Source organism: Paenibacillus sp. J5, assembly GCF_054955055.1.
In genome coordinates this window covers 24,950-50,522 of sequence record NZ_JBUEDD010000013.1, presented here as the reverse complement: position 1 = coordinate 50,522, position 25,573 = coordinate 24,950, and the positions used below count along the sequence as shown (strand labels likewise).

The 25,573-nt window shown below is 52.1% G+C and carries 23 protein-coding genes; 21 read left to right on the top strand and 2 right to left on the bottom strand.

Features of this window, described 5'->3' with window-relative positions; translation table 11 throughout:
- The first annotated feature begins 117 nt into the window (after positions 1-117).
- The 7 genes from dxs (at position 118) to spo0A (ending at position 8,303) form a co-directional block, all read left to right on the top strand.
- Entirely contained in the window at positions 118-2,019 is a 1,902-nt protein-coding gene (gene dxs, locus ACY1JZ_RS21665; RefSeq protein WP_462630897.1) for a 1-deoxy-D-xylulose-5-phosphate synthase, read from the top strand.
- Positions 2,020-2,027: 8 nt separating this feature from the next.
- Positions 2,028-2,852: a TlyA family RNA methyltransferase gene (locus tag ACY1JZ_RS21660; protein WP_462630896.1), complete on the top strand. Its 825-nt coding sequence runs from the start codon at positions 2,028-2,030 to the stop codon at positions 2,850-2,852.
- A 280-nt stretch (positions 2,853-3,132) separates the two neighbouring features.
- Positions 3,133-3,606 carry a hypothetical protein gene (locus tag ACY1JZ_RS21655; protein WP_442954878.1) on the top strand — a complete coding sequence of 158 codons (474 nt, stop codon included), beginning with the start codon at positions 3,133-3,135 and terminating at the stop codon, positions 3,604-3,606.
- 23 nt (positions 3,607-3,629) lie between these two features.
- A complete protein-coding gene (gene ahrC, locus ACY1JZ_RS21650) occupies positions 3,630-4,079 on the top strand; it encodes a transcriptional regulator AhrC/ArgR (RefSeq protein WP_462630895.1) in 450 nt (149 codons plus the stop codon).
- 17 nt (positions 4,080-4,096) lie between these two features.
- Positions 4,097-5,800, top strand: a complete 1,704-nt coding sequence (recN, locus tag ACY1JZ_RS21645; protein WP_270170478.1) for a DNA repair protein RecN — start codon at positions 4,097-4,099, stop codon at positions 5,798-5,800.
- A 116-nt stretch (positions 5,801-5,916) separates the two neighbouring features.
- Positions 5,917-7,239, top strand: a complete 1,323-nt coding sequence (spoIVB, locus tag ACY1JZ_RS21640; protein ID WP_462630894.1) for a SpoIVB peptidase — start codon at positions 5,917-5,919, stop codon at positions 7,237-7,239.
- 248 nt (positions 7,240-7,487) lie between these two features.
- Positions 7,488-8,303, top strand: coding sequence for a sporulation transcription factor Spo0A (gene spo0A / locus ACY1JZ_RS21635; protein WP_462630893.1), 816 nt, complete (start codon positions 7,488-7,490; stop codon positions 8,301-8,303).
- Positions 8,304-8,458: 155 nt separating this feature from the next.
- Here spo0A and ACY1JZ_RS21630 read toward each other — a convergent pair whose 3' ends face one another.
- Positions 8,459-8,761 (bottom strand): DUF2627 domain-containing protein, encoded by a 303-nt coding sequence (locus tag ACY1JZ_RS21630; protein ID WP_270170482.1) that lies wholly within the window; start codon positions 8,759-8,761, stop codon positions 8,459-8,461.
- A gap of 174 nt (positions 8,762-8,935) precedes the next feature.
- Here ACY1JZ_RS21630 and lpdA point away from each other — a divergent pair, with 174 nt between their 5' ends.
- The 5 genes from lpdA (at position 8,936) to lipB (ending at position 14,757) form a co-directional block, all read left to right on the top strand.
- Positions 8,936-10,360 carry a dihydrolipoyl dehydrogenase gene (gene lpdA, locus ACY1JZ_RS21625; protein WP_462630892.1) on the top strand — a complete coding sequence of 475 codons (1,425 nt, stop codon included), beginning with the start codon at positions 8,936-8,938 and terminating at the stop codon, positions 10,358-10,360.
- Positions 10,361-10,514: 154 nt separating this feature from the next.
- A complete protein-coding gene (locus tag ACY1JZ_RS21620) occupies positions 10,515-11,546 on the top strand; it encodes a thiamine pyrophosphate-dependent dehydrogenase E1 component subunit alpha (protein ID WP_462630891.1) in 1,032 nt (343 codons plus the stop codon).
- 3 nt (positions 11,547-11,549) lie between these two features.
- Complete coding sequence (locus tag ACY1JZ_RS21615) at positions 11,550-12,536, top strand: alpha-ketoacid dehydrogenase subunit beta (RefSeq protein WP_462630890.1); 987 nt, start codon at positions 11,550-11,552, stop codon at positions 12,534-12,536.
- A 196-nt stretch (positions 12,537-12,732) separates the two neighbouring features.
- The gene (locus ACY1JZ_RS21610; RefSeq protein ID WP_462631005.1) at positions 12,733-14,016 is read left to right on the top strand and encodes a dihydrolipoamide acetyltransferase family protein; all 1,284 of its coding nucleotides are present in this window, start codon (positions 12,733-12,735) and stop codon (positions 14,014-14,016) included.
- Entirely contained in the window at positions 14,017-14,757 is a 741-nt protein-coding gene (gene lipB / locus ACY1JZ_RS21605) for a lipoyl(octanoyl) transferase LipB (protein WP_442954879.1), read from the top strand. It begins immediately after the preceding gene.
- A gap of 49 nt (positions 14,758-14,806) precedes the next feature.
- Here lipB and prli42 read toward each other — a convergent pair whose 3' ends face one another.
- Positions 14,807-14,905: a stressosome-associated protein Prli42 gene (gene prli42 / locus ACY1JZ_RS21600; RefSeq protein ID WP_270170489.1), complete on the bottom strand. Its 99-nt coding sequence runs from the start codon at positions 14,903-14,905 to the stop codon at positions 14,807-14,809.
- 77 nt (positions 14,906-14,982) lie between these two features.
- Here prli42 and ACY1JZ_RS21595 point away from each other — a divergent pair, with 77 nt between their 5' ends.
- The 9 genes from ACY1JZ_RS21595 to ACY1JZ_RS21555 all read left to right on the top strand — a co-directional run bounded on the left by ACY1JZ_RS21595 (position 14,983) and on the right by ACY1JZ_RS21555 (position 25,554).
- Positions 14,983-16,122 (top strand): M20/M25/M40 family metallo-hydrolase, encoded by a 1,140-nt coding sequence (locus ACY1JZ_RS21595; protein WP_270170491.1) that lies wholly within the window; start codon positions 14,983-14,985, stop codon positions 16,120-16,122.
- 295 nt (positions 16,123-16,417) lie between these two features.
- On the top strand, positions 16,418-17,476 hold the full coding sequence (gene recA / locus ACY1JZ_RS21590) for a recombinase RecA (protein ID WP_270170493.1): 1,059 nt from the start codon (positions 16,418-16,420) through the stop codon (positions 17,474-17,476).
- Between the two features lie 115 nt (positions 17,477-17,591).
- Complete coding sequence (locus ACY1JZ_RS21585; RefSeq protein WP_462630889.1) at positions 17,592-18,299, top strand: RecX family transcriptional regulator; 708 nt, start codon at positions 17,592-17,594, stop codon at positions 18,297-18,299.
- 190 nt (positions 18,300-18,489) lie between these two features.
- On the top strand, positions 18,490-20,034 hold the full coding sequence (rny, locus tag ACY1JZ_RS21580) for a ribonuclease Y (protein ID WP_270170497.1): 1,545 nt from the start codon (positions 18,490-18,492) through the stop codon (positions 20,032-20,034).
- Between the two features lie 242 nt (positions 20,035-20,276).
- A complete protein-coding gene (locus tag ACY1JZ_RS21575) occupies positions 20,277-21,071 on the top strand; it encodes a TIGR00282 family metallophosphoesterase (protein WP_270170498.1) in 795 nt (264 codons plus the stop codon).
- A gap of 213 nt (positions 21,072-21,284) precedes the next feature.
- Positions 21,285-21,545 carry a stage V sporulation protein S gene (locus ACY1JZ_RS21570; RefSeq protein ID WP_006286829.1) on the top strand — a complete coding sequence of 87 codons (261 nt, stop codon included), beginning with the start codon at positions 21,285-21,287 and terminating at the stop codon, positions 21,543-21,545.
- Between the two features lie 100 nt (positions 21,546-21,645).
- Positions 21,646-22,596: a dipeptidase gene (locus tag ACY1JZ_RS21565; protein ID WP_462630888.1), complete on the top strand. Its 951-nt coding sequence runs from the start codon at positions 21,646-21,648 to the stop codon at positions 22,594-22,596.
- Positions 22,597-22,952: 356 nt separating this feature from the next.
- Positions 22,953-24,701 (top strand): 2-oxoacid:acceptor oxidoreductase subunit alpha, encoded by a 1,749-nt coding sequence (locus ACY1JZ_RS21560; protein ID WP_462630887.1) that lies wholly within the window; start codon positions 22,953-22,955, stop codon positions 24,699-24,701.
- Entirely contained in the window at positions 24,688-25,554 is an 867-nt protein-coding gene (locus tag ACY1JZ_RS21555) for a 2-oxoacid:ferredoxin oxidoreductase subunit beta (protein WP_270170515.1), read from the top strand. The genes ACY1JZ_RS21560 and ACY1JZ_RS21555 overlap by 14 nt, the downstream gene beginning before the upstream one ends.
- The last annotated feature ends 19 nt before the right edge of the window (positions 25,555-25,573 follow it).

Genomic DNA, 25,573 nt, shown 5'->3' with positions numbered 1-25,573 from the left:
GCTGTTGCAGGAAGACAGCAGCTTGGGATTATGTAGGCGGCATGCTATAATAATGACAATCGTGTGATGTTTAATTGGACAACAAGTGTTTTCAGTCCAAGAAAGTGAGGAAAACACGTGCTGATTGAGAATATTAATGATCCGAAGGATCTGAAGCAGTTGAGTATGGAGCAGTTGCCGCAATTAGCAGAGGAGATTCGGCAGTTCCTGATTGAGAAGCTGTCCAGTACAGGCGGGCATCTGGCACCAAATCTTGGTGTGGTGGAGCTGACATTGATTCTGCATTATTTGTACAACAGTCCAGAAGACAAAATCATATTTGACGTAGGCCACCAGTCTTATGTTCACAAAATATTGACGGGTCGCCGCGACCGGTTCGATACATTACGCAAATTTAAAGGGTTGTGTGGATTCGTCAAGCGCGCGGAGAGCGAGCATGATGTATGGGAGGCTGGCCACAGCAGCACGTCGCTGTCCGCCGCAATCGGCATGGCCATGGCTCGTGACTTCAAGGGCGAGAGCAACAAGGTCATAGCTGTGATCGGGGACGGCGCCTTGACAGGCGGGATGGCTCTGGAGGCGCTCAATCACATCGGTCACGAGAAGCGTGATTTAATTGTGGTGCTTAACGATAACGAGATGTCCATTGCTCCCAACGTAGGAGCGATTCATAATTATTTGGGGCGTATTCGCTCTGACAAGCACTATCAGAAGGCCAAGGATGAGCTCCAGCACTTCCTTAACAAGATTCCTGCGATCGGCGGCAAGCTGGCCAAGACAGCAGAACGGGTCAAGGATAGTCTGAAATATATGGTCGTTTCGGGAATGCTGTTTGAGGAGTTCGGTCTGACTTATCTGGGGCCTGTTGATGGTCATGACCTGGAGAAGCTGGCTGAGGTATTCCAACAGGCCAACAATGTAAGCGGCCCTGTACTGGTTCATATCCTCACAACCAAGGGTAAAGGGTATCAGCCTGCAGAGGCGGATTCTCATAAGTGGCATGGCATTAGTCCGTACAAGATGGAATCTGGTCAATTGCTTAAAGCAGTCGGTCCGCCTATGTATACCGAGGTTTTCAGCGAAGCGCTCATCGAGCTGGCAGCAGTTGACAAGCGAATTGTAGCCGTTACCCCTGCGATGCCAGGCGGATCAGGGCTAGTCAAGTTCTCGGAGCTGTACCCCGGCAGGATGATTGATGTGGGCATTGCCGAGCAGCATGCGGCAACAATGTCTGCTGCGCTGGCGATGGAGGGACTCAAACCGGTGTTCGCGGTCTATTCCACGTTCTTACAGCGTGCTTATGATCAGGTAGTGCATGATATTTGCCGTCAAAATCTGAATGTCATCTTTGCTATTGATCGCGCGGGCTTTGTAGGCGCCGACGGTGAAACCCATCATGGTGTCTATGACATTCCGTTCCTTCGTCATATACCGAATCTTGTGCTCATGATGCCGAAGGACGAAAATGAGCTTCGTCATATGATGAAGACTGCGGTGGACTATAATGACGGCCCGATCGCTGTGCGCTATCCGCGTGTTAATGGCCGAGGTGTGGATATAGATGCACAGATGAAGCCTATTCCGATCGGATCGTGGGAGACGCTTCGCGATGGCGAATCCGCATTAATTATTACGTTGGGACCGATGATCCAGGTTGCGGAGGAGGCAGCGGAGCTGCTGAAGCGGGATGGCCTGTCGGTGAAGATTGTCAACGCTCGATTCATTAAACCGCTGGATGAGGAGATGCTGGTGGCGCTAGCGAAGGAGACGCCTCATATGCTGGTGCTGGAGGAAGGCGCCGTCCTGGGAGGCCTTGGGAGCGCCGTACTGGAGTTCTATTCCTTGCGCGGCATGGATGAGCCGATCGTGCGGTTGATGGGGATTCCAGATGAATTCATCGAGCACGGCTCCATCAAGGAGCAGAGACAGGAGACCGGGCTCACTGCTGAACATGTTGCTGCAGAAATTGTAGACCTGATGCGCGGCCTAAGACACAATATTAGAATGCAAAGAGGGTAGATCACAGCATGGGTGCAGCAAGCAAAGAGCGTATCGATGTGCTCCTGGTAGAGCAAGGCTTTTATGACAGCCGCGTCAAAGCAAAGGCTGCTCTGATGGCTGGTCTTGTCCTAGTGGATGGCGAGCGGATCGAAAAGAGCGGTACGAAGGTGCCTCGAGACGCAGGTATTGTAGTAAAGGGCGCGCTGCATCCTTATGTAAGCCGCGGGGGCTTGAAGCTGGAGAAGGCGATCAGACATTTCGGGCTTGACCTAGCAGGCTTGACAATGCTCGATATTGGCGCCTCAACCGGGGGCTTCACGGATTGCGCGCTGCAGCACGGGGCGACCTACGTGTACGCGATTGATGTAGGATATAATCAATTGGATTGGTCCATCCGGCAGGACGAGCGAGTCAATGTAATGGAACGAACGAACTTCCGCTACACGAAGCCGGAGGATCTTACAGGGCCTGCACCTGATTTTGCAACCATTGATGTCTCATTTATATCGTTGCGAATTATTTTGCCTGCATTGGCCGGATTGCTTAGCGATGGAGCCGGGGTGATTGCGCTGATCAAGCCTCAATTCGAGGCTGGAAGAGAAAAAGTCGGGAAATCTGGTGTTGTCAGAGAGCAGGCCGTTCATAAGGAAGTTCTCCATCAGGTGCTGGGATATGCGTCAGAGCTGGGCTTTGGGCTCCAAGGCTTGACGTTCTCGCCTATTACCGGTGGAGAGGGCAATATTGAATTTCTGGCTTATATGAAATGGTTGCCAGAGCAGCAGCATGCCGCTCCAGAGGATGCGTTCATTGATGGCATCGTTATGGAGGCAGCGGCAACCTTCAAAGGTTAAAATCAAGTCATTGAGGAAAGAGTAAAACTTAATGAGGCAGCTTCTGACCGTTCCGATGGACGATAAGAAGACAGGCCCAAAAAGTTTGCTCTTTTTTTATTTTGCTCTAGCCAAGCGCCGAACTTTTTGATAAACTGTGTTTACAAACAAGTGTTCGCTTTGAGCGTCGTTGTATGGAAGGACACCGCCTTTGTATTGAATTCCTCAGCTCTAACAGGAGAAACAAGGTCTGTTGCCGAATTAATTGGGGTATAATGCCTGTAATTCGTGCACAGGGGGAATGGTGCAATTGGGTAAATATGGAGACTTATTTATCATGATTGTTGCCGGAGGACTGCTTCTTATTTGGCTATACCGCGGATTTTACCGCTGGCTTCATTCGCCGGCCGGCCACCGAACGCTGCTGTTGCAGAATGGACGGGAATTACAGCCGGATGATGAATGTATTCAATATTTGGAGGCTGAAGGCTACACTGTCCGATCAAGCAAGCACCGGATACCGGTTGATATTGATGTGGATGGGCAGTCGATGCAGAGCCGGCTCTTTATTGATTACATGGCAGAGAAGGACGGTAAATCCTACGTGGTGAAAACCGCCAGAGAGAAGCGCCCGGTGGAATGGACCGGAGCAGCCATCCGTGATCGTTTTTTGATATTCGCGCTGCTGGTACCCTATTGTGAGGGTGTATTGTATGTGGATGTCAAGGAACAATCGATACGTACCATCTTGTTCACCATTGCTGAAGAGGCATAATGGGAATTCAATTAGGAGGTTTTATGAAGGGTATCCGCCATATCAAGATCAGAGAGATTATATCGAATGACATTATCGAAACCCAGGACGAACTGGTCGAAGCGCTGCGCAAAGCGGGCTATCAGGTGACCCAAGCGACCGTGTCAAGAGACATTCGCGAGCTGCAGCTAATCAAGGTGCAGACAGAGGACGGGAGCTACAAATATTCACTACCGACAGAGCAGCGCTACAATCCGATTCATAAGCTGCGCCGCGCTATGCTCGATCATTATGTGCATATTGATTATACAGATAATTTAGTCGTTATGAAGTGCTTGCCCGGAACAGCTAATGCCATCTGTGTCCTGCTGGACAACATGGAATGGACAGAAGTGATGGGCACCATCTGCGGGGACGATACGATTTTAATTATTTGCCGGACGAAGAAGAACAGTGAGGAGATTGTAAGTCGCCTCACGTCTTTGCTCAATTAACAAGGAGGTACATCGACATGCTTCGAGAACTGTCTATTCGCAATTTGGCTGTTATTGAATCAACCGTTGTCAATTTTTACAAAGGATTTCATGTGCTGACTGGTGAGACCGGGGCAGGGAAGTCTATATTAATTGATGCGCTTGGCCTTGTCATCGGAGGGCGCGGAGCGGCTGATATGATACGTCACGGATGTGAACGGGCGGAGATCGAAGCGATGTTTGATCTTCCGGCGATGCACCCGGTATGGGAGAAGCTATCCAAATATGGCATACCGGCTAACCCCGAGGAGCTACTGGTGATTCGAAGGGAGCTGTCGGTTCAGGGCAAGAGTGTCAGTCGTGTCAACGGCCAGATTGTGAACTTAGCCGCTCTGCGGGAAATCGGCGAGCATCTGGTCAATCTGCATGGTCAGCATGAGCATCAATCGCTGCTCAAGCCGGAACAGCATCTGGAGTGGCTGGATATATACGCAGGGATACCGCTGTTGGAGAAGAAGACCCAGTATCGAGAGGTATTCCGCAATTATCAGCAGGTGAAGGCGAAGCTGCGTGAATTGGAGGAGAACTCGCGGCAAAACTTTCAAATGCTTGATCTATACCGGTTTCAGATGGAGGAGATTCGAGCGGCGAAGCTCAAGCCAGGCGAGGATGAAGCATTGGCTGAAGAGAAGCGGAAATTGACGCATGCAGAGCGCAGAATGGATTATGCTTCGGAATCATACTCCCTTCTCTATAACGGTGGAGGGCTGGATGCAATCAGCAAAGCGATTCATAAGCTGGAGGAGATTCAGGCTTATGACCCTGCGGAGCTTGACCCGCTGCTGGAGCAGCTTCGTTCCGCTTTTTATCAAGCTGAGGATGCTGCATTCCAGCTTCGCAATTATCGTGATCTCATTGAATCCAATCCGGAGCAACTGGATGCTATTGAGGAACGACTGGACTTGATTCATACTTTAAAGCGTAAATACGGAGAGACGATTCCTGAAATTATAGATTATCTGAACAAAATTACGTATGAAGTAGACAAGCTTGAGAACCGTGATGAGCATCTGGGTCGATTGCGGGATGAAGCGGCACAGTTGCAACAGAAGGCGCTGAAGCTTGCTTTGAAGCTGTCCGAGCTTCGTCGGCATGCTGCTGGCCGATTGTCCGAATCGGTGGAGGCTGAGCTGAAGCAGCTTCATATGGAGCGCACCGTGTTCCGTATCGAGCTGAATCAGCAATACGACAGTAATGAAGAATATCGTTTGAGCTTGCAAGGAATCGATGAGGCAGTTTTCGTCATTTCGCCCAATCCGGGCGAGCCGCTCAAGCCCTTGCATAAGATTGCCTCTGGTGGAGAGATGTCACGGATTATGCTGGCGATGAAGGCTATTTTTGCTCAGTTGGACCAGGTGCCTGTACTTATCTTTGATGAGGTGGATACAGGAGTGAGTGGACGGGCTGCACAGGCAATTGCGGAGAAGATGTCCCAGTTATCCAAGCAATGCCAGGTGTTTTCGATTACGCATCTGCCTCAGGTGGCTTGCATGGCTGATCATCATTATGAGATCAAAAAGCAGATCAAGGGAGAGCGAACAGCTACCTCCGTCACTCCGCTGCAGCTTAACAATCGAATTGAAGAGCTTGCTCGAATGCTTGGAGGGGTTGAAGTGACAGAGAAAACACGTCACCATGCACAGGAAATGCTTGATTTGGCCCATCGTAAAAAAGGGGCGTAATTCACACCATACAGGGAATGTTTTATAAGTCATAAAAGCAAAGGCTCACGGTTACCTTATAGGTACGCCATTGGCGATACCCGTCAGATGATGGACCATAGGGAGCGTGAAAATCATTGAACAACCGTAAGCAATGGTTTGGCCTTATTCTCTCACTCATCGTGTGTATGATCGGCGTTTCAGCCCCTTTCCAACATTATGCCGCTTTCCCTAGCGAGCTTAGAATGTTTTCGGGACAGCAAACAAAACTCGATTATGCGATGCCTGTTCATGCCCGCTTATCCTTAACCCATCCAGAGCTGGTGAAAATAAATGGTTCGGCTCAACAGCATGTAGATGTTGATATGAATCAGCCCATTTCACTCGAACCTCTACAGAGCGGACAAGGGAAAATGACACTGAAGCTGTTCGGTTCAATTCCAGTCAAAACGGTTCATGTACAAGTGATGCCGGAATTAAGGGTAATACCAGGTGGTCAGACCATCGGGGTCAAGGTGAAATCTGCAGGCATCATGGTTGTGGGGCATCATCAGGTGGCTACAGTATCAGATCATAAAGCTTCACCTGGCGAAGAGGCGGATGTGAAGCTGGGTGATCTGATTGTGGATATTAATGGTCAACACATTAATGAAGTCAGCAAGGTTGCTTCAATTGTGGAGCAAGCCGGCAAAGCAAAGGCACCATTGAAGCTTCGCATCAAGCGCAACAATCAAATGATTGAAAGATCCATTACACCAGCCTTTGATACAGAGGATCAAGCATGGAGACTTGGTCTATATATTCGTGATTCTGCTGCTGGTGTCGGTACATTAACTTTTTATGCTCCCACACAAGGAGTATATGGAGCATTGGGGCATGTCATTACCGATATGGACACGCAGACTGCGATTGAAGTTGAGGATGGGCAAGTGTTGCAGTCCAGTGTAACCTCCATTAATAAGAGCCAGCACGGCGAACCTGGGGAAAAAAGAGCACATTTTCTAAAAGAAGGCAAAGTACTCGGCAATGTTGTACGCAACACGCCCTTTGGAATATTTGGCGATATGAAGAGCACTCCGACGCATGGTTATAGCAACAAGCCGATCCCGGTCGCCTTTGCCGAAGAGGTTAAAGAAGGGCCGGCAGAGATATTGACTGTAATTGGCGGTCAAAAGGTGGAGAAATTTCAAATTGAAATTGTCCATGTCACCAAGCAAACGTCACCCGCAACGAAAGGAATGGTCATCAAAATTACGGATAAGCGTCTAATTGATAATACAGGCGGTATTGTGCAAGGGATGTCGGGAAGCCCAATACTTCAAAATGGCAAGCTTGTTGGCGCAGTAACTCATGTATTCGTAAATGACCCGACTTCTGGATACGGTTGTTTCATCGAATGGATGCTGCAGGATGCAGGCGTGCTGGTGAAACGGAAGGACTCTGATCTTAAGGCGGGTTAACACGCCTTAAGATTTTTTGTTAGGTCGCTTATATACGGCAAAGTCTCTCTTCACTTTGTCGAAAATTTACGAAATGCTGCGAATGGTGTGGTTTAGTGTAGTAAAATTTTTATTATACTGGATTCCTCAAAAAAAATAAAGAAAAATAATTTTCGACAGAAGGATTTTATAGGTCGATGTCGAAAATATTATGACAGGAAAAGGAATTGACCATTTTGGGAGATTTGAGTTAAAGGGAGGACCACACATTGCAAAAAGTTGAAGTGTTGTTGGCCGATGATAATCGCGAGTTCACTAATCTGTTATCTGAGTACATTTCTGAGCAGAGCGATATGGAGGTTATTGGGGTTGCTTACAACGGCGAAGAAGTGCTGCGCCATCTGGAGGAGTCGCATAAGGCGCCTGATGTCTTGATTCTGGATATTATTATGCCGCATCTAGACGGACTTGGTGTATTGGAACGGCTTAGAGAGATGAATCTCTCCCCTATGCCCAAGATTATTATGCTGACTGCATTTGGACAAGAAAACATTACTCAGAAGGCAGTTCAGCTCGGAGCATCCTACTACATACTGAAACCCTTTGACATGGAAATTTTGGCCAATCGTATTCGTCAATTGGTCGGGACTTCTGTGGTCACCTCTTCAAGCAGCTACGGCGGCGCTGCGGTCAGTAGCATGAAATCTAATGTTGTTCCTATAGCCAAGGGCAAAAACCTGGACGCAAATATTACAAGCATCATTCATGAGATTGGTGTACCTGCTCATATTAAAGGCTACCAATATTTGCGGGAAGCGATTACGATGGTGTACAACAATATTGAAATTCTTGGCGCAATTACGAAAACGCTGTACCCGGCCATTGCCGAGAAATTCAAAACAACGCCAAGCCGCGTCGAACGCGCCATCCGTCACGCGATTGAAGTTGCCTGGACGCGCGGCAACATTGACAGCATCAGCCATCTGTTTGGCTACACAATCAACATCAGCAAATCTAAGCCAACCAATTCTGAGTTTATCGCGATGGTTGCGGACAAGCTGAGGATTGAGCATAAGGTGTCGTGAAGGAGTAAGGATTAAAAGAAGCAAACTGAAAATACCGCTTGTTTATGGGTTCCCTTAGGAGCTGATAAACAAGCGGTGTTTTTTCAAATGTAAAGGGGCAATAAGGGAGCGTTCCGCAGGAATGACCAGTAGATGCCCTCCATGGCAAGTGTCATTTAGGACTGATGCTGCCTCGGCGGACGAGGCTTCTTTTTGCGAAAGCGAGGGGCTACATAGTTGTGTTTGCGGTCACGGAAGAAGATCCATCCTCCGATAAAGCCAACACCGGCAAGAAACAATACGAGTCCAATTACGAATGATCCCCATGCAAAGGCAGGCATAACAGCATTGCTCTCGTCGCCAAAGCCGGAAAAGTATGCAAAAACGGCATCTTTCATTTTCAGAAAACCAAAGGTAGCCGCTGCTCCAGGAATAACGAGCAGCAGGACGGCTATAAACCGTGCGATTATTATTTTCATCTACGTTCTTCCTCCAACCACTTGCATTGATGCATAATTAATTACAATGATAACCTGTCCCGCGGCTGTTTGTCTATGGAGGGGCTTGGTGGTGATGAAGGTGCGGTTTACGCTAGGGAGCAAAAACAGTTACAATAGACAGAGGACTTAGGGACATCAATTGGAGGTAATCGGATGACGATTGAAGTAGATATGGCCGTATTGGGCGGCGGGCCAGGAGGATACACGGCTGCCATTCGGGCGTCACAGCTTGGGAAGAAGGTGGCGATCATTGAAATGGGCCAGCTTGGAGGCACCTGCCTCCACCGTGGCTGTATACCAAGCAAGGCACTGCTGCGCAGCGCGGAGGTGTACCACACGGTAAAGAAAGCGGATCAGTATGGCGTGAGCACAAGTGAGGTGGTGCTTCGATACGAGACGGTGCAGCAGCGGAAGCGGCAGACCGTAGACGGGCTGTATTCAGGCTTGCAGTACCTGATGCGCAAGCATGGGATCGAGGTTGTTCAGGGTAAGGGGAGAATTATCGGCCCCTCCATTTTCTCTCCGCGAAGCGGCGCGGTAGCGGTGGAGCTGGAGAATGGAGAGATGGAGACGGTAGTGTCTACAAATCTGATCATTGCTACGGGCTCAAGAACGCGTCATCTACCTGGCCTGGAACCGGATGGGCGTGCGATTCTGTCCAGTGACGAGGCACTGGAGCTGGAGGAGCTTCCGGGGACGCTGCTCATTGTCGGCGGCGGAGTAATTGGAGTGGAGTGGGCCTCCATGATGAATGATTTCGGCGTCGAGGTGACGATGGTTGAAGCGGCAGCTCGCCTTCTGCCAGGGGAGGACGCGGATATTTCTACTGAACTGGAGCGATTGCTGCGCAAGCGCGGTGTGCGCATCTTGACGGGTGTCAAGCTCGACGCCTCGTCCCGACAATATACCGAAGAAGGCAAATTGTCCATTAGTGCGGATACTTCAGATGGCGCGGTATTGCTGGAGGCGGACAAGCTGCTCGTGTCTGTAGGCAGAGAAGCAAATGCCGACCAGATCGGTCTTGAAAACACCGATGTGCAGCTTAACGGAGGATTTATCAAGGTGAACGCCATGCTGCAAACGACGGAACCGCATATTTATGCGATCGGTGATGTCATCGGCGGCCTTCAGTTGGCACATGTGGCAGCTCATGAAGGGATTATTGCGGCTGAGCACGCCTGTGGCCTGAAGCCTGCGGCGCTCTCTGCGACGCTGGTGCCACGTTGCGTCTATTCCCGGCCTGAGATCGCGTCTGTCGGCTGGACGGAGCATGAAGCGCGCCAGCAAGGACGAAACGTGCGTATCGGTAAAATTCCGTTCTCTGCACTCGGCAAAGCGAGGGTGCTTGGCGAGCAGGAAGGCTTTGTGAAGGTAATTGCCGATAGCCAGACGAAGGATGTGCTGGGGGTACATATGATTGGACCGCATGCAACGGATCTCATCGCGGAGGCTGCGCTTGCCAAGGTGCTTGAGGCAACGCCGTGGGAGATTGGACAGACCATTCATCCGCATCCGACCTTGTCGGAGGCGCTTAGTGAAGCCGCCTTGGCGGTAGATGGAGAATCATTTGTCATCTAGGAGCCGTTTGCTGTCCGCAGGGGTGCTGTTTCTTTTTTCACGGAAACACGTTATAATTGGTTTAACCAAGTCTTAGTACCAGGTTATAACACCTGTATTTGGGACAAATCTTGAAGCACGGCTGTGCTTCACTAATCGGTTAGGAGGCTGCTCCATGACATATTCCGGATCGGTAGGCCAAACCTTCAGGCATCATGAGCTTGGACTTAGCGATGAGCAGGTTATAGAGATGTATACGATGATGCAGACAGCAAGGGCATTTGACGAGCGCTGTATGCTGCTTCAGCGAGCTGGCAAAATCAACTTTCACGTATCGGGTATCGGACAAGAGGCGACGCAGGTGGCTGCCGCCTTCGCTCTCGATCGTGCGCAGGATTATTTCCTGCCCTATTACCGTGACTACGGGTTCGTGTTATCCGTAGGTATGACGCTGCGGGAATTAATGCTATCTGTATTTGCCAAGGCGGAGGATCCCAATAGCGGTGGTCGCCAGATGCCAGGTCATTTTGGCAGCAAGCGGCTGCGTATTGTTACGGGCTCCAGCCCGGTGACGACACAGGTTCCGCATGCCGTTGGTTTCGCACTTGCTGCGAAGATGAAGAAACAATCCTTTGTGTCCTTCGTGACATTCGGGGATGGATCGAGCAACCAGGGCGATTTTCATGAAGGGTGCAACTTCGCGGGTGTACACAAGCTGCCGGTAATTTTTATGTGTGAGAACAACCGATATGCGATCTCTACCCCATTCAGCCAGCAGAGCGCCGGCAAGATCAGCGATCGTGCTCTTGGTTATGGATTTCCAGGCGTAGAGGTTGACGGTAACGATGTGCTGGAGGTCTATCGTGTCGTTAAGGAAGCGCGCGAACGGGCAGTTAATGGCGAAGGGCCGACCTTGATTGATGCGCTGACGTATCGCTTGTCGCCGCACTCCACCTCTGATAACGATCTGGCATACCGGACGAAGGAGGAGGTTGACACGTACCGGGGACGGGATGGTCTACCGCATTTCAAGCAATATCTGATGGATTGCGGCATCTGGAGCGAGGAGCAGGATGAGGGGCTGCGCAAGCAGCTTCGTGAACAACTGGATGATGCGACAAGCTATGGTGACAAGGCGCCATTCCCGGCTCCTGAGGATACGCTGCGCCATGTATATGCCGACTCGGATGGTGAAAGGGGACTTTAAGCGATGGCTGTCATGGAATATATTGATGCAATCCGGCTGGCGATGAAGGAAGAGATGGAGCGGGATGAGGATGTATTTGTACTCGGGGAGGACGTAGGTCGCAAAGGTGGCGTCTTCACCACGACCAAGGGGCTGATGGAGCAGTTCGGAGAGCAGCGGGTGCTGGATACGCCGCTTGCGGAATCGGCGATCGCCGGTGTAGCGATCGGCGCTGCAATGTACGGCATGAAGCCGATTGCCGAGATGCAGTATTCGGATTTCATGTTCCCTGCTACCAACCAGATCATTAGCGAGGCGGCCAAAATCCGTTATCGCTCCAACAACGACTGGTCCTGTCCGCTAGTGATTCGCGCTCCGATCGGCGGCGGCATCTTCGGCGGCCTCTATCACTCTCAGTGCACCGAATCGGTCTTCTTTGGCACTCCCGGCTTGAAGATCGTTGCACCGTATTCAGCTTACGACGCCAAGGGGCTGCTGAAGGCTGCTGTTCGCGATCCTGACCCGGTTCTGTTCTTCGAGCATAAGAAATGCTACAAGCTCGTTACCGGCGAGGTGCCCGAGGATGACTATATTGTACCGATCGGCAAGGCTAATGTGCTGCGTGAGGGTGAAGACATTACGGTAATCGGCTACAGCCTGCCGCTGCATTATGTGATGGAGGCGGCAGCGGAGCTGGAGCAGGAGGAAGGCATCCGGGCTCATGTGCTCGATCTGCGCACGCTGCAGCCGCTGGATACGGATGCGATTCGCGAGGCAGTGCGCAAGACAGGCAAGGTGTTGATTGTACATGAGGATAACAAGACGGGTGGCATCGGCGCGGAGGTAGCGGCAATTATAGCTGAAGAGCTGCTCTATGAGCTGGATGCACCGATTGCGAGGCTGTGCGGCCCGGATGTGCCGGCTATGCCGATCAACCCGCCTAGCGAGAAGTTTTTTATGTTGAACAAGGCAAAGGCAAAAGAGGCCATGCGCAATTTGGCTTTGTATTAATCAAGCAGAGCGGCGCATCCCCCTTGCTGAAGTCTGCTGCTTGCCAGGGTCACCGATCATGGCGCAAGCTGGGACTTCACGGCATGCTATTGCTCCTCTCCGTTCAGACGGGCAGGAGGTGCCGAACCAGGGCCATGCGATCGTTTAGCTGAGGGTTAGGGGATGAAGGGTTTTGAGTAAAATCGTTGAAATTATTATGCCGCAATTGGCGGAGTCGCTCGTCTCGGCAACTATAAATCGGTGGTTGAAGCAGCCTGGCGATCAGGTGGACATGTATGAGCCGATCTGTGATTTGCTGACGGATAAGGTGAACGCCGAGCTTCCATCTACCGTCTCCGGGACGCTCGTCAAAATATTGGTCGGCAATGGGGAAAAGGTGGATGTGGGAACACCCATCTGTCTAATTGAATCGACGAACGCAGATGATGGCTCGGACACGGCCGGGAATGGTCTACAAGACAGTGGCGCGGAGCAAGCTAGTGTCAGTGAAGCTGCTTCATCTGAGGATCGCAGCATGCGGGGAAGATTCTCTCCGGCTGTGCAGCAGCTCGCTGCGGAGCATCGGATTGATCTGAATCAGGTGGAGGGCACCGGACTTGGGGGGCGAATCACCCGCAAGGATGTGCTCGCTTATGTAGCTTCGGGCAAAAAAGACGCAGGTTTAGCACAGCAGACACCTTCAACGGGACCTGATCCGAGACTTGCCGTGCGCACAAGTGGCCTTCACCTGGCGGAGACGCCCAAAATTCCGCATATCGAGATTGAGCATTCGATACCGGGGCGGGGCGAATATTTCATCGATGTGACGCCGATTCGCAATAGTATTGCGCGTAATATGCGCCAAAGTGTGTCAGAGATTCCTCACGCGTGGACGATGATTGAGGTGGACGTCACGAACATTGTCGTGCTGCGCAACAAGCTGAAGGAGGAGTTCCTGAAGCGTGAAGGAGTCAACCTGACCTATCTGGCCTTTTTGATGAAGGCTGTCGTGAATGCAATCAAGGATTTCCCGATTATGAATTCGGTCTGGGCGGTCGATAAAATTATCGTCAAGCGCGACATCAATATCTCGCTGGCCGTTGGTACTGAGGATTCTGTGCTCACCCCAGTCATCAAAAACGCCGACCAGAAAAATATTGCCGGCCTCGCGCGGGAAATTGATGAGCTGGCACGTAAAACGAGAGAAGGCAAGCTGACGCTGAGCGACATGCAGGGAGGCACCTTTACCGTCAACAATACCGGCTCCTTTGGTTCCATTCTGTCTTATCCGATCATTAATTATCCGCAGGCAGCGATTGTAACGTTTGAGTCGATTGTGAAGCGTCCGGTCGTTATTGATGATATGATCGCGGTGCGTTCGATGGCTAATATTTGTCTCTCGCTGGATCATCGCATTTTGGATGGAGTCATCTGCGGCCGTTTCCTCCAGCGTGTGAAGGATAATCTGGAGAGCTATAATTCGGAGACGAAGCTGTACTAGATGCGTGGTAATCAACACGAAGGGCGGGAGAATGAGGTGGATAGCGAACGGGCGCTCGATGCGCGATATATGGCAACGGTCGATTATGGCGAGGCCTGGGAGCTACAAAAGGCGATGGTCAAGGAGATTGATAACGGGCAGCGCAAGGAGACGCTGCTGCTGCTGGAGCACCCGCCGACGTATACGATTGGCTCGCAGCAGCATCCCGAGCATCTGCTCTTAAGCGAGGAGGAGCTGAAGCGGCAGGGCATCGCTCTGTATAAAATCGACAGAGGCGGCGATATTACATATCATGGTCCCGGTCAGCTCGTTGGTTACCCCTTGCTGTACCTTGATGCTGCAGGTCTTGACCTGCACGGCTACCTGCGCACACTGGAGCAGGTGCTGATTGACTGGCTGGGCGGCTATGGTGTGCAGGGCGGGCGCAAGCCAGAATATACCGGCGTATGGGTAGGAGATCAGAAGATCGCCGCCATCGGCATCAAATTCAACAAGTGCCGTCATCGCCGCGGCTTTGTGGCAAGCCATGGGTTTGCGTTAAACCTGAAAGCCGGGATCGCCGCAGAGGGCTTCCGCGGCATCGTCCCTTGCGGTATACAGACCTATGGAGTGACCTCGTTCGCAGATTTGACAGGTCAGCCTATGCCGCTGGAGCAGGCGGCTGCGGAGCTGCTGCCCCACTTTTGCCGCCATTTTGGATTCGAGCCAGCGGAGCTTGTCCACACCGTGCATCGAACATAAGAACGGTGCTTGCCTGGCAAATGACTGCCTGCAAGCGGTCGCTGCGAGCCTAGTAGAAGATTAAGCCAAGACTCATGACAAGTGTAGATAGCAGCATGGAGGCAATGATCAGGTAGACCACGATTTTCACCCATTTGTTGTTTTGCATTGCTGCGGTCTCCTTTCGGTTAAAATAAAGGCGTCGAATACTATTGTATACGATGCAGGTGGATGGAGGAAAGTCGAATGATTTCACAATCACGTTTGGTGGAGGAGTTTATGGAGCTTGTCCGCGTCGATAGCGAGACGCTTCATGAGCAGGAGATATGCCGGGTGCTGAAGGAGAAGTTCAGCAGCCTGGGCTTGCAGGTGGAGGAAGATGATACGACGAAGGTAACAGGACATGGGGCAGGCAATCTCATTATCAAGCTGGAAGCGAGTGGCGCAGACGCAGCGCCGACCATTTTCTTCACTTCCCATATGGACACCGTAACTCCAGGGCGGGGCATCAAGCCGCAGCTTGATGATGACGGCTATATCCGCAGCGATGGCACGACGATTCTGGGCAGCGACGACAAGGCTGGCATTGCCGCTATGCTGGAGGCGATCCGGGTCATTCAGGAGCAGAAGCTGACGCATGGGCCGGTGCAGTTCATCATTACCGTGGGCGAGGAGGCCGGTCTGAACGGCGCCCGGGCGCTCGACCCTCAGAAACTGGAGGCTGTGTATGGCTATGCGCTCGATTCGAACGGCAAGATTGGGGATATAGCAGTCGCAGCGCCAACTCAGGCCAAAATTACGATGCAGGTTATCGGGAAGTCCGCTCATGCCGGAGTGAATCCCGAGGATGGGATCAGTGCCATCCAGGTAGCCGCCAAAGCTATCTCGCGCATGTCGCTCGGCAGAATCGACAAGGAGACGACGGCCAATATCGGACGGTTCGAAGGCGGCGGGGCAACGAATATTGTCTGTGATCATGTTCGCCTGGATGCAGAGGCGCGCAGCATCGTACAGGAAAAGCTCGATAAGCAGATCGAATCGATGAAGCAGGCGCTGGAGAGCGCTGCGAGCGACTATGGCGCACAATCAGTGTTCGAGAGCGAGATCATCTATCCGGCGTTCAGCTTCTCAGATGGCGACGAGGTTGTTGAGCTGGCGAAAAAAGCGATTGCGCAAATTGGAGAGACTCCGCGGCTATTCCCTTCTGGCGGCGGCAGCGACGCCAACATTTTCAATGGCTTTGGCGTGCCGACAGTGAATCTGGCTGTAGGCTATGAGCATATCCATACGACGAAGGAACAGATCAAGGCAGAGGATCTGGCGAAGACGGCTAGGCTTGTCGTGGAGCTGATCGTGGAGGCTGGGCGCTCAACCCGCCAGCCGTAGACGTCAGAAGACATGCTAGGTGGCAGCATAGCAACAGCTTATTGGCTGCTATCAGCGGCTAGGCTCAGAGCCTCTGGCGCCATGCAGCCTGTGGCAATGAGAACATAGAGATTGCTTTTGCGGAAGAACCGCAGTGAATGGCGCAAGCGCCTTAGCTGTGGTTCTTTTCGTTGCCGTCTGCTGCGGCGAATTCATGCCCGCCACAAAAAAAACGAATGTATGTTCGAAAAAAAGCTTGGCAAAGGGACGCAAACAAGGTAAAATTAAATTATAAACAGTGAAGGATGTGAGTTGCTTGTCAGATCGTCGCGCAGCGCTTGAGATGGCATTACGCCAGATAGAGAAACAATTCGGTAAAGGCTCCATTATGAAGCTCGGTGAGAATGCAGGCATGCAAGTGGAGACCGTCCCTAGCGGTTCGCTTGCTCTTGATATTGCACTTGGAATCGGCGGGTATCCTCGCGGCCGAATTATCGAAGTGTACGGACCGGAGTCCTCCGGTAAGACAACGGTGGCTTTGCATGCGATTGCTGAGGTTCAGCGTATTGGCGGACAGGCTGCCTTTATCGATGCCGAGCACGCCCTTGATCCGCTCTATGCGAGCAAGCTGGGCATTAACATTGACGAACTGCTGCTATCGCAGCCAGACACCGGAGAACAGGCGCTTGAGATCGCCGAGGCGCTGGTACGCAGCGGCGCAGTTGATATTATCGTTATTGACTCCGTAGCGGCGCTCGTACCGAAAGCGGAGATTGAGGGTGAGATGGGGGATTCCCATGTAGGCTTGCAGGCTCGCTTGATGTCGCAGGCGCTGCGCAAGCTGTCCGGCGCAATCAACAAGTCGAAGACGATTGCGATCTTCATTAACCAGTTGCGGGAGAAGGTCGGCGTGATGTTCGGTAATCCGGAGACAACGCCGGGCGGACGGGCCTTGAAGTTCTACTCCAGCGTCCGGCTGGATGTGCGCCGCATAGAGACGCTGAAGCAAGGGAATGACATGGTCGGTAACCGTACCCGGATTAAGGTCGTCAAGAACAAGGTGGCGCCTCCATTCAAGCAAGCGGAGATCGACATTATGTATGGCGAGGGCATCTCGCGCGAAGGCAGCCTCATCGATATTGGCACCGAGATGGATATTGTCCAGAAGAGCGGCGCATGGTTTTCCTACAGTGGCGAGCGCCTTGGGCAAGGACGCGAGAATGCGAAGCAATATTTGAAGGATCATCCTGAAGTAGCGGCGACGATCGAGCGTGAGGTTCGGAATGCGAGCAGCCTAGCTGCCGCGGCGGTTCCAGCAGACAAGCTGGGAGGCAATACGGAGGATGAGGACGAGGAAGATCTGGCATTTGAATAGGATATAGCATCATATGCGCATTGTGCCCTGTGGCATTGCATGCGTTAGGCTGGGAAAGCACCTGCGGAGCAAGGTGCTTTTTCCGCGTTAGAGCTAAGGAAAGGGATGAGGCAGTATGAGACAGGACGGGGAAGGTGAGCAGCCGCTCTATCTCATTGTCAGCGTGCGGAGGGACAAACAGCGCAAAGGGCGCTATCTGCTCTACACGGCCGGCAGGGAGGAGCCATTGCTCTCGGTGCATGAGGATATTCTGGTGCAATATAAGCTGCTCAAGGGAGTGGAGGTCACTCAGGCGGAGCTTGAGGACATTATCCGCACAGACAGCAGGCAGACGGCCTATGCGATGGCAATCGCTTATCTTGGGGTTAAGCCGCGTACTCGGAAGGAGATCGAGCGATACCTGAAGCGCAAGGAGCTGGATGCTGAGCTGATTGAGCAGGTGGCTGACCGGCTGGAGCAAGAGCACATCATCGACGACAGGGAGTACGCCCGCATGTATGCTAGCCAGCGACTGCGCAATCATGCCAAGGGGAGGCTGGCGATCCGTCAGGAGCTGCAGCAGCGGGGAGTGTCCAAGCAGGCTGCAGAGCAGGCCACATCAGAACTGGATGAGGAGACGGAGCTGGCGGCGGCGCTGCGCGCTGCTGAGCGCAAATGGCCCTACATTAAAGGAGAGTATCGAGATCGCAAGCGCAAGCTGACGATGTTTCTGATGCGCAAAGGCTATCCGTCAGATGTTGTGCGGCTAGCCTTGAAGACGGCAGCGGTCGAGGCGGATGAATCGGAGCTGTGTGACGAGGATGGGGTAACGCTTGACAATTGAATTTAGCAACAGATAAAATAAACATGTATTCCTTTCTTATTTGAATCAGTTTTCCTTCCAAAAATTGATTTAAATGGAACATTTCGTCAATACCTAATGTATGCGATGAACGGTTTGAAAGCCGGCTTTGAAAACCCAATAACATCCCAAGCGCGGTTGCCTTGGTGAATGCAACGAGGAGGTGAGAAAGATGGGAGATGTCTGGATCACGATCGTTCTCGTTGTTGGCGCGATATTCTTAGGGGTTGCGATTGGTTATTTTATTCGAAAGTCGATTGCCGAGGCCAAGATTTCAAGCGCGGAGCAGGCCGCTGTTCAAATCGTTGAGAATGCGAAGAAGGAAGCGGAAGCGCAAAAGAAAGAAACGGTGCTCGAAGCAAAAGACGAAGTCCACAAACTCCGGTCCGAAGCTGAAAAAGACATTCGTGAGCGTCGTAATGAAATACAACGTTTGGAAAGACGACTGTTGCAGAAAGAGGAGTCGCTGGATAAGAAGATAGAAGCGCTGGAACGCAAGGAAGAACAAGTTGCCAACAAAGAGAAACGGATCGAAGAAACCCAGGAACAGATTGACTCGATTTGCAAGCAGCAAATTACCGAGTTAGAGCGTATCTCCAGCCTAACGATGGAGGATGCGAAGCAGTTGATCCTCTCTAATGTAGAGCAAGAGGTACGTCATGAAACAGCGCAAATGATTAAGGAAATGGAACAGCAAGCCAAAGAGGAAGGCGATAAGAAAGCAAGAAATATTATCTCCTTGGCTATTCAGCGTTGCGCTGCTGACCATGTTGCGGAGACGACCGTATCCGTCGTTTCTCTGCCGAATGAGGAAATGAAGGGTCGGATTATCGGCCGTGAAGGACGTAATATCCGTGCTCTGGAAACATTGACCGGTATCGATCTCATTATTGACGATACGCCGGAAGCGGTCATCTTGTCCGGTTTTGATCCGATCCGCAGGGAGATTGCCCGCACGTCGCTTGAGAAGCTGGTTGCTGACGGACGCATCCATCCAGCTCGCATCGAGGAGATGGTGGACAAGTCCCGCCGTGAGGTAGACGAGCGCATCCGTGAGTATGGCGAGCAGGCTACCTTTGAAGTTGGCGTGCATGGACTTCATCCTGATCTGATCAAAATACTTGGACGCTTGAAATATCGTACAAGCTACGGTCAAAATGTGTTGAAGCACTCCATGGAAGTGGCCTATCTGACAGGCCTGATGGCTGCTGAGCTGGGCGAGGATGTCACGCTGGCCAGACGTGCCGGCTTGATGCATGACATCGGCAAAGCACTGGATCATGAGGTTGAGGGCTCACACGTCGAGATTGGCGTCGAGCTGGCGAAGAAGTATAAGGAGCATCCGGTTGTCATTAACAGCATTGCATCTCACCACGGCGACTGTGAAGCGACATCTGTCATTGCAATGCTCGTAGGTGCGGCAGATGCATTATCTGCAGCCCGTCCGGGAGCAAGACGTGAAACGCTGGAAACGTACATCAAACGGCTAGAGAAGCTGGAAGCAATTTCGGAGTCCTTTGATGGTGTGGAGAAGTCTTATGCGATTCAAGCAGGTCGCGAGGTGCGCGTAATGGTGCAGCCTGAAAAGATTGATGATACGGAAGCCTTCCGACTCGCTCGGGATATTACCAAAAAAATCGAAGGCGAGCTGGATTATCCGGGTCACATCAAGGTTACAGTCATTCGCGAGACGCGAGCAGTTGAATACGCCAAATAGTGAACATGCTGACATCCTGTGCGCAGGCAATGTCATTTCATCAAGATAGAAGCGGCAGACGGCTGGTGAAGCGTCCGCCGCTTGCTGCTAAAAACGCTAGATTGAATCGGTAGAACATTGAGTTCCCAACTATAGTTGCGAATGCAAGTGGCTGATCTGGAATCAGCCACTTTTTCCTACTGCGGGACATGAAGCTAACCGCTCTTTAGCATCCCAGGATTGAAGAGAAAGAAGGTAAATAAGTGAAGGTTTTGTTTATTGGTGATATCGTTGGAAGCGTAGGTCGCCAAGCGGTCAAGCGGGTACTGCCGGCGCTCAAGTCAAAATATAATCCCGATATTATTATCGCGAATGGGGAGAATGCAGCCGCAGGCAAAGGGATTACAGGGGCGATTGCCCGTGATTTTTTTAGCTGGGGAATTCATGGTTTGACGATGGGGAACCATACATGGGATAACCGGGATATTTTCGAATGGATCGATGACGAGCCAAGGCTCATTCGTCCGGCGAATTTTTCGCCTGCTGCTCCTGGGATCGGGTATACGGTAATTCGTGCCAATGGCAAGGAATTGGGCATCGTCAATCTGCAAGGTCGTACCTTCTTGCCCCCGATTGATTGTCCGTTCCGCGCGGCGGATGATATATTGGACGAGCTGAGAACTAAAACAAAGCATATTCTGGTCGATTTTCATGCGGAGGCCACCTCCGAGAAGATTGCAATGGGCTGGTATCTGGATGGCCGAGCATCCATCGTGGTGGGCACCCATACGCATGTTCAGACTAATGATGATACGATCTTGCCGCAGGGGACTGCTTATTTGACCGATGTGGGGATGGTCGGCTCTCGTGAGGGCGTGCTTGGCATGGAACGCAAGTCAATCGAGCATCGTTTTCTAACCCAGCTCCCTGTGCGTATCGTTGCGGATGAAGGCCATTGGCATTTTCATGCTGTTGTTGCCGATCTGGATGATGCGACTGGGCGCGCCAAGTCCTTTCACAAAATTCGCTGGGTTGAAGAGGATCTGCTGATGCTGTAGAGCAGGGACAGCGCGGCTAAGACGTCGTCATCGGATTGTCTGATACCGGCAGATAAATGGGGGAAATCATGCTGCCGGTTTCACCTCATTTGAATTTTCTCATAATTCAGAACAGTTAGAAAGATAGCGCCTAAAAAGAAGGAATTTTTCCTCCTCTCTCGAATACAAATGAAGTAGTGGAATTCATTCATCATTCCCGAGGAGGTACTTTTCATGGAAGTATTAAAAGTTTCAGCAAAGTCCAATCCAAATTCTGTTGCTGGTGCGTTGGCTGGCGTATTACGCGAGCGTGGCGCGGCTGAATTGCAGGCAATCGGGGCTGGTGCATTGAATCAAGCGATTAAGGCAGTGGCCATTGCCCGGGGGTTTGTTGCTCCGAGTGGGGTTGATCTAATTTGTATTCCGGCATTCACGGACATCGTGATCGACGGAGAAGACCGGACGGCAATCAAGCTGATTGTTGAACCCAGATAATGACTGGCGGCTGCTGACTATGGCAGTGCATATTGCAAAAATGAAGCCTGTTTACATATGTAGACAGGTTTTTTTTGATGTGATGAAGGAGGAGAGCTTCATGAATAGATACCCTGTTATTGATTTTCATTGTGATGTGTTGTGCAAGCTGCTGGGGCGGAATGATCTACAGTTTGTCAATGATCCGACCGGAACGCTGGATGTCACCTTCGAGCGGCTAACCGAAGCAGATGCCTGGCTGCAGGCCTTTGCCATCTATATCCCCGAACGAATGGAGCGGGGGGTGCTGCCTGTGCTGCGCAGTGTGGATCTGATGTATCGTTCCGTGCTGTCGCATCCGGGCATGCAGCTTGTGCGAACCGCTGCTGATCTGAGGCAGGCGCGCAGCAGGGGGAAGATAGGCGCATTGCTGACGCTGGAGGGGGTAGACGGACTGCAGGAGGATTTCAGTGTGCTAAGAGTGCTGTTCCAGCTCGGCGTTCGTTCGGTAGGATTAACATGGAACCACGCCAACTGGGCTGCTGACGGGGTGATGGAGCCGCGCCAGGGCGGACTGACAGCCAAGGGGAGAAGGCTGGTGCGGCTATGCAATGAACTGGGCATGCTGCTGGATGTATCCCACTTGACCGATCGTGGCTTCTGGGAATTGGCGGATGCGAGCGAGCGGCCGTTTATTGCCTCTCACTCCAATGCCCGCAGTGTGTGCGATCACCCTCGCAATCTGACGGATGAGCAGATTCGGGCGATTATTGCAGTCGATGGACGGATTGGCGTTACCTTCGTGCCTTGGTTTGTGAAGAAAGCCGACGAGGTCGTGCTGGCGGATGTTGTGCCGCATATCGAGAAAATATGCGAGCTGGGCGGCGAGCGTCAGTTAATGCTAGGTTCGGATTATGATGGTATCGATACGCATGTGAACGGCCTTGCACATCCTGGGCAGACCCCGCAGCTTGCGGCTGCACTGCTCCGGTACTATTCTTCCGAACAAGTGGCGAATTTCTTCCATGGGAATGCGATGCGCTTCCTGGAGCAGCAGCTTCCATCGTCATAGAATTCGCTGATTTGCGAGCCTCTGAAGGTCAGAGGCTTCGGCTTGGCCTGACTAGGCCCTGCGAGGGACTGCGCTGAAAGCAAAGAGTAAGCAGGCGAGGGTCACCATGACTTGTATTGGTTAGTCCGTTTGGATTGCTGATGTATGAATGTCATAGGAATGACTAGGAATTAACTTGCTTTTTACGTGAAGGAGACATAAAATTTTAGATGACTGTATATATGCGCTGAGAATGATTCTCTCAAAAATAAGCTCAGAGATACGCGATAGGATACGGATAGGTAGAGAGCAACAGCACGGAGCCGAAGTATTGCGGGCACTGGAAGCATGTTAACGAAAAAGAGGAGTTGGACATTTTGATTAGTCAATTGTCTTGGAAGATCGGTGGACAGCAAGGGGAAGGTGTGGAGAGCACCGACCGGATCTTCTCGACAGCATTGAACCGACTAGGCTATTATTTATACGGCTATCGTCATTTTTCATCCCGCATTAAGGGCGGGCACACGAACAACAAGATTCGCATCAGCACAACACCGCATCGGGCAATCTCCGATGATCTGGATATTCTCGTCGCCTTCGACCAGGAGAGCATTGATCTGAATGCTCATGAGCTTCGCGCAGGAGGCGTCGTCGTCGCCGATGCCAAGTTCAATCCGGTGCTGCCGGAGGGAGTGGAGGGGAGACTGTTTGCAGTGCCGATAACGGCAATAGCAGAAGAGCTAGGAACCTCCTTGATGAAAAACATGGTGGCTTCCGGTGCATCGTGGGCGCTGCTCGGTCTTCCGCTGGAGGTATTCAATCGGGCGGTAGAGGAGGAGTTCGGACGCAAGGGGCCGGCGATTGTGGAGAAGAACGTAGAGGCGGTCAAGCGCGGCGCTGAATACGTGCTGGAGCTGGCCGGCGGACCGTTGGAGGAGTTCCGTCTGGAAGCCGCTGACGGCAAGCAAAAGCTGTTCATGATCGGCAATGAAGCGATCGGCCTGGGCTGTCTGGCGGCTGGTTGCCGTCTCATGTCCGCTTATCCGATTACACCTGCTTCCGAGATTATGGAGTACCTGATCAAGAAGCTGCCCAAGTTCGGCGGTACGGTCGTTCAGACTGAGGATGAGATTGCAGCGGCTACGATGGCGATCGGCGCCAACTACGCTGGTGTTCGCACCATGACCGCCTCCGCGGGGCCGGGGCTGTCGCTCATGATGGAGGCCATCGGCCTGGCAGGCATGACGGAGACGCCGCTTGTTATCGTGGACACACAGCGCGGCGGACCATCTACAGGGCTGCCGACCAAGCAGGAGCAATCCGATCTGAATGCGATGGTATACGGGACGCACGGGGAGATTCCCAAGGTGGTCATCGCGCCAGCTACCATTGAGGATTGCTTCCATGACATGATCGAGGCGTTCAATGTGGCAGAGCTGTATCAGGTTCCGGTCATCGTCATGACCGACCTTCAGTTGTCGCTTGGCAAGCAATCCTGTGAGCCGCTGGACTATCATTCGGTCGAGATTCTCCGCGGGAAGCTGGTTCAGGGAGCGCCGGAGCTGGAGCCGAACCAACTGTTCAAGCGGTATGAGCTTACCTGGGATGGGGTCTCGCCACGGGTGTTGCCAGGTGAGAAGTATGGCATTCATCATGTGACCGGCGTGGAGCACGATGAGACAGGACGGCCATCGGAGAATGCGGATAATCGCCGCAACATGATGGACAAGCGTCTTGGCAAGCTGCGCAGCCTGCAGATACGCGATGCGATCCGGGTCGATGCGCCGCATGAAGCCCCAGACCTGCTGCTCATCGGCATGGGCTCGACGGGCGGAACGATTGATGAGGCTCGGGTGCATCTCGAGCGCAGTGGGATAACCACCAATCACATCACGATCCGTCAGATCCATCCGTTCCCTGCTGAGTCATTGCGGCCGTATCTGGAGCAGGCACGGCGCGTGATCGTGATTGAGAACAACGCTACAGCTCAGTTGGCGAATCAGATCAAGATGAATAACGGCTTTGGAACCAAAATCCGCCATCTGCTGAAATACGACGGCAACCCGTTCTTGCCGCTGGAAGTGTATCAATCCTGCAAGGAGTTGAGTGAAGATGGCAACGTTTAAGGACTTCAGAAATAATGTCAAGCCGAACTGGTGCCCAGGTTGCGGAGACTTCTCCATCCAAGCGGCCATCCAGCGCGCGGCGGCGAATGTCGGGCTAGAGCCGGAGAATCTGGCGGTCATCTCCGGGATTGGCTGTTCAGGCCGTATCTCGGGGTATATTAATGCTTATGGATTGCATGGCATTCACGGACGGGCGCTGCCGATTGCCCAAGGGGTGAAGCTGGCTAACCGGGAGCTGACGGTCATTGCCTCCGGTGGCGACGGCGACGGCTTCGCGATCGGCATGGGGCATACGGTGCATGCGATCCGCCGCAATATTGATGTGACGTATATTGTCATGGACAACCAGATCTATGGCTTGACCAAAGGACAGACCTCGCCGCGCAGCGCGGAAGGCTTCAAGACGAAATCGACACCGGAAGGCTCGATTGAGACGACGCTGTCACCGCTTGAGATTGCCTTATCCGCGGGAGCCACCTTCGTAGCCCAGTCGTTCTCCAGCGATCTGAAGCAACTGACCGCACTGATCGAGGCCGGCATCAATCATCGCGGATTTTCGCTGATTAATGTGTTCAGTCCATGTGTGACCTTCAATAAGGTCAATACGTATGACTGGTTCAAGGAGCATGTGGTCAATCTGAATCAATTCGAGGACTATGATCCGTCGAATCGGATGCTGGCGATGAATAAAATTATGGAAACGAACGGATTATTGACAGGTCTTATCTATCAGAACACAGCGCGCAAGCCTTATGAGGATCTAATCCCAGGGTTTGGGCAGGAGGCTCTCGTTCATCAGGATCTGAAGCTGTCCGGTGACGAATTCGAGTCCTTATTGGCAGAGTTCAGATAATAACCGCATAAACATACCA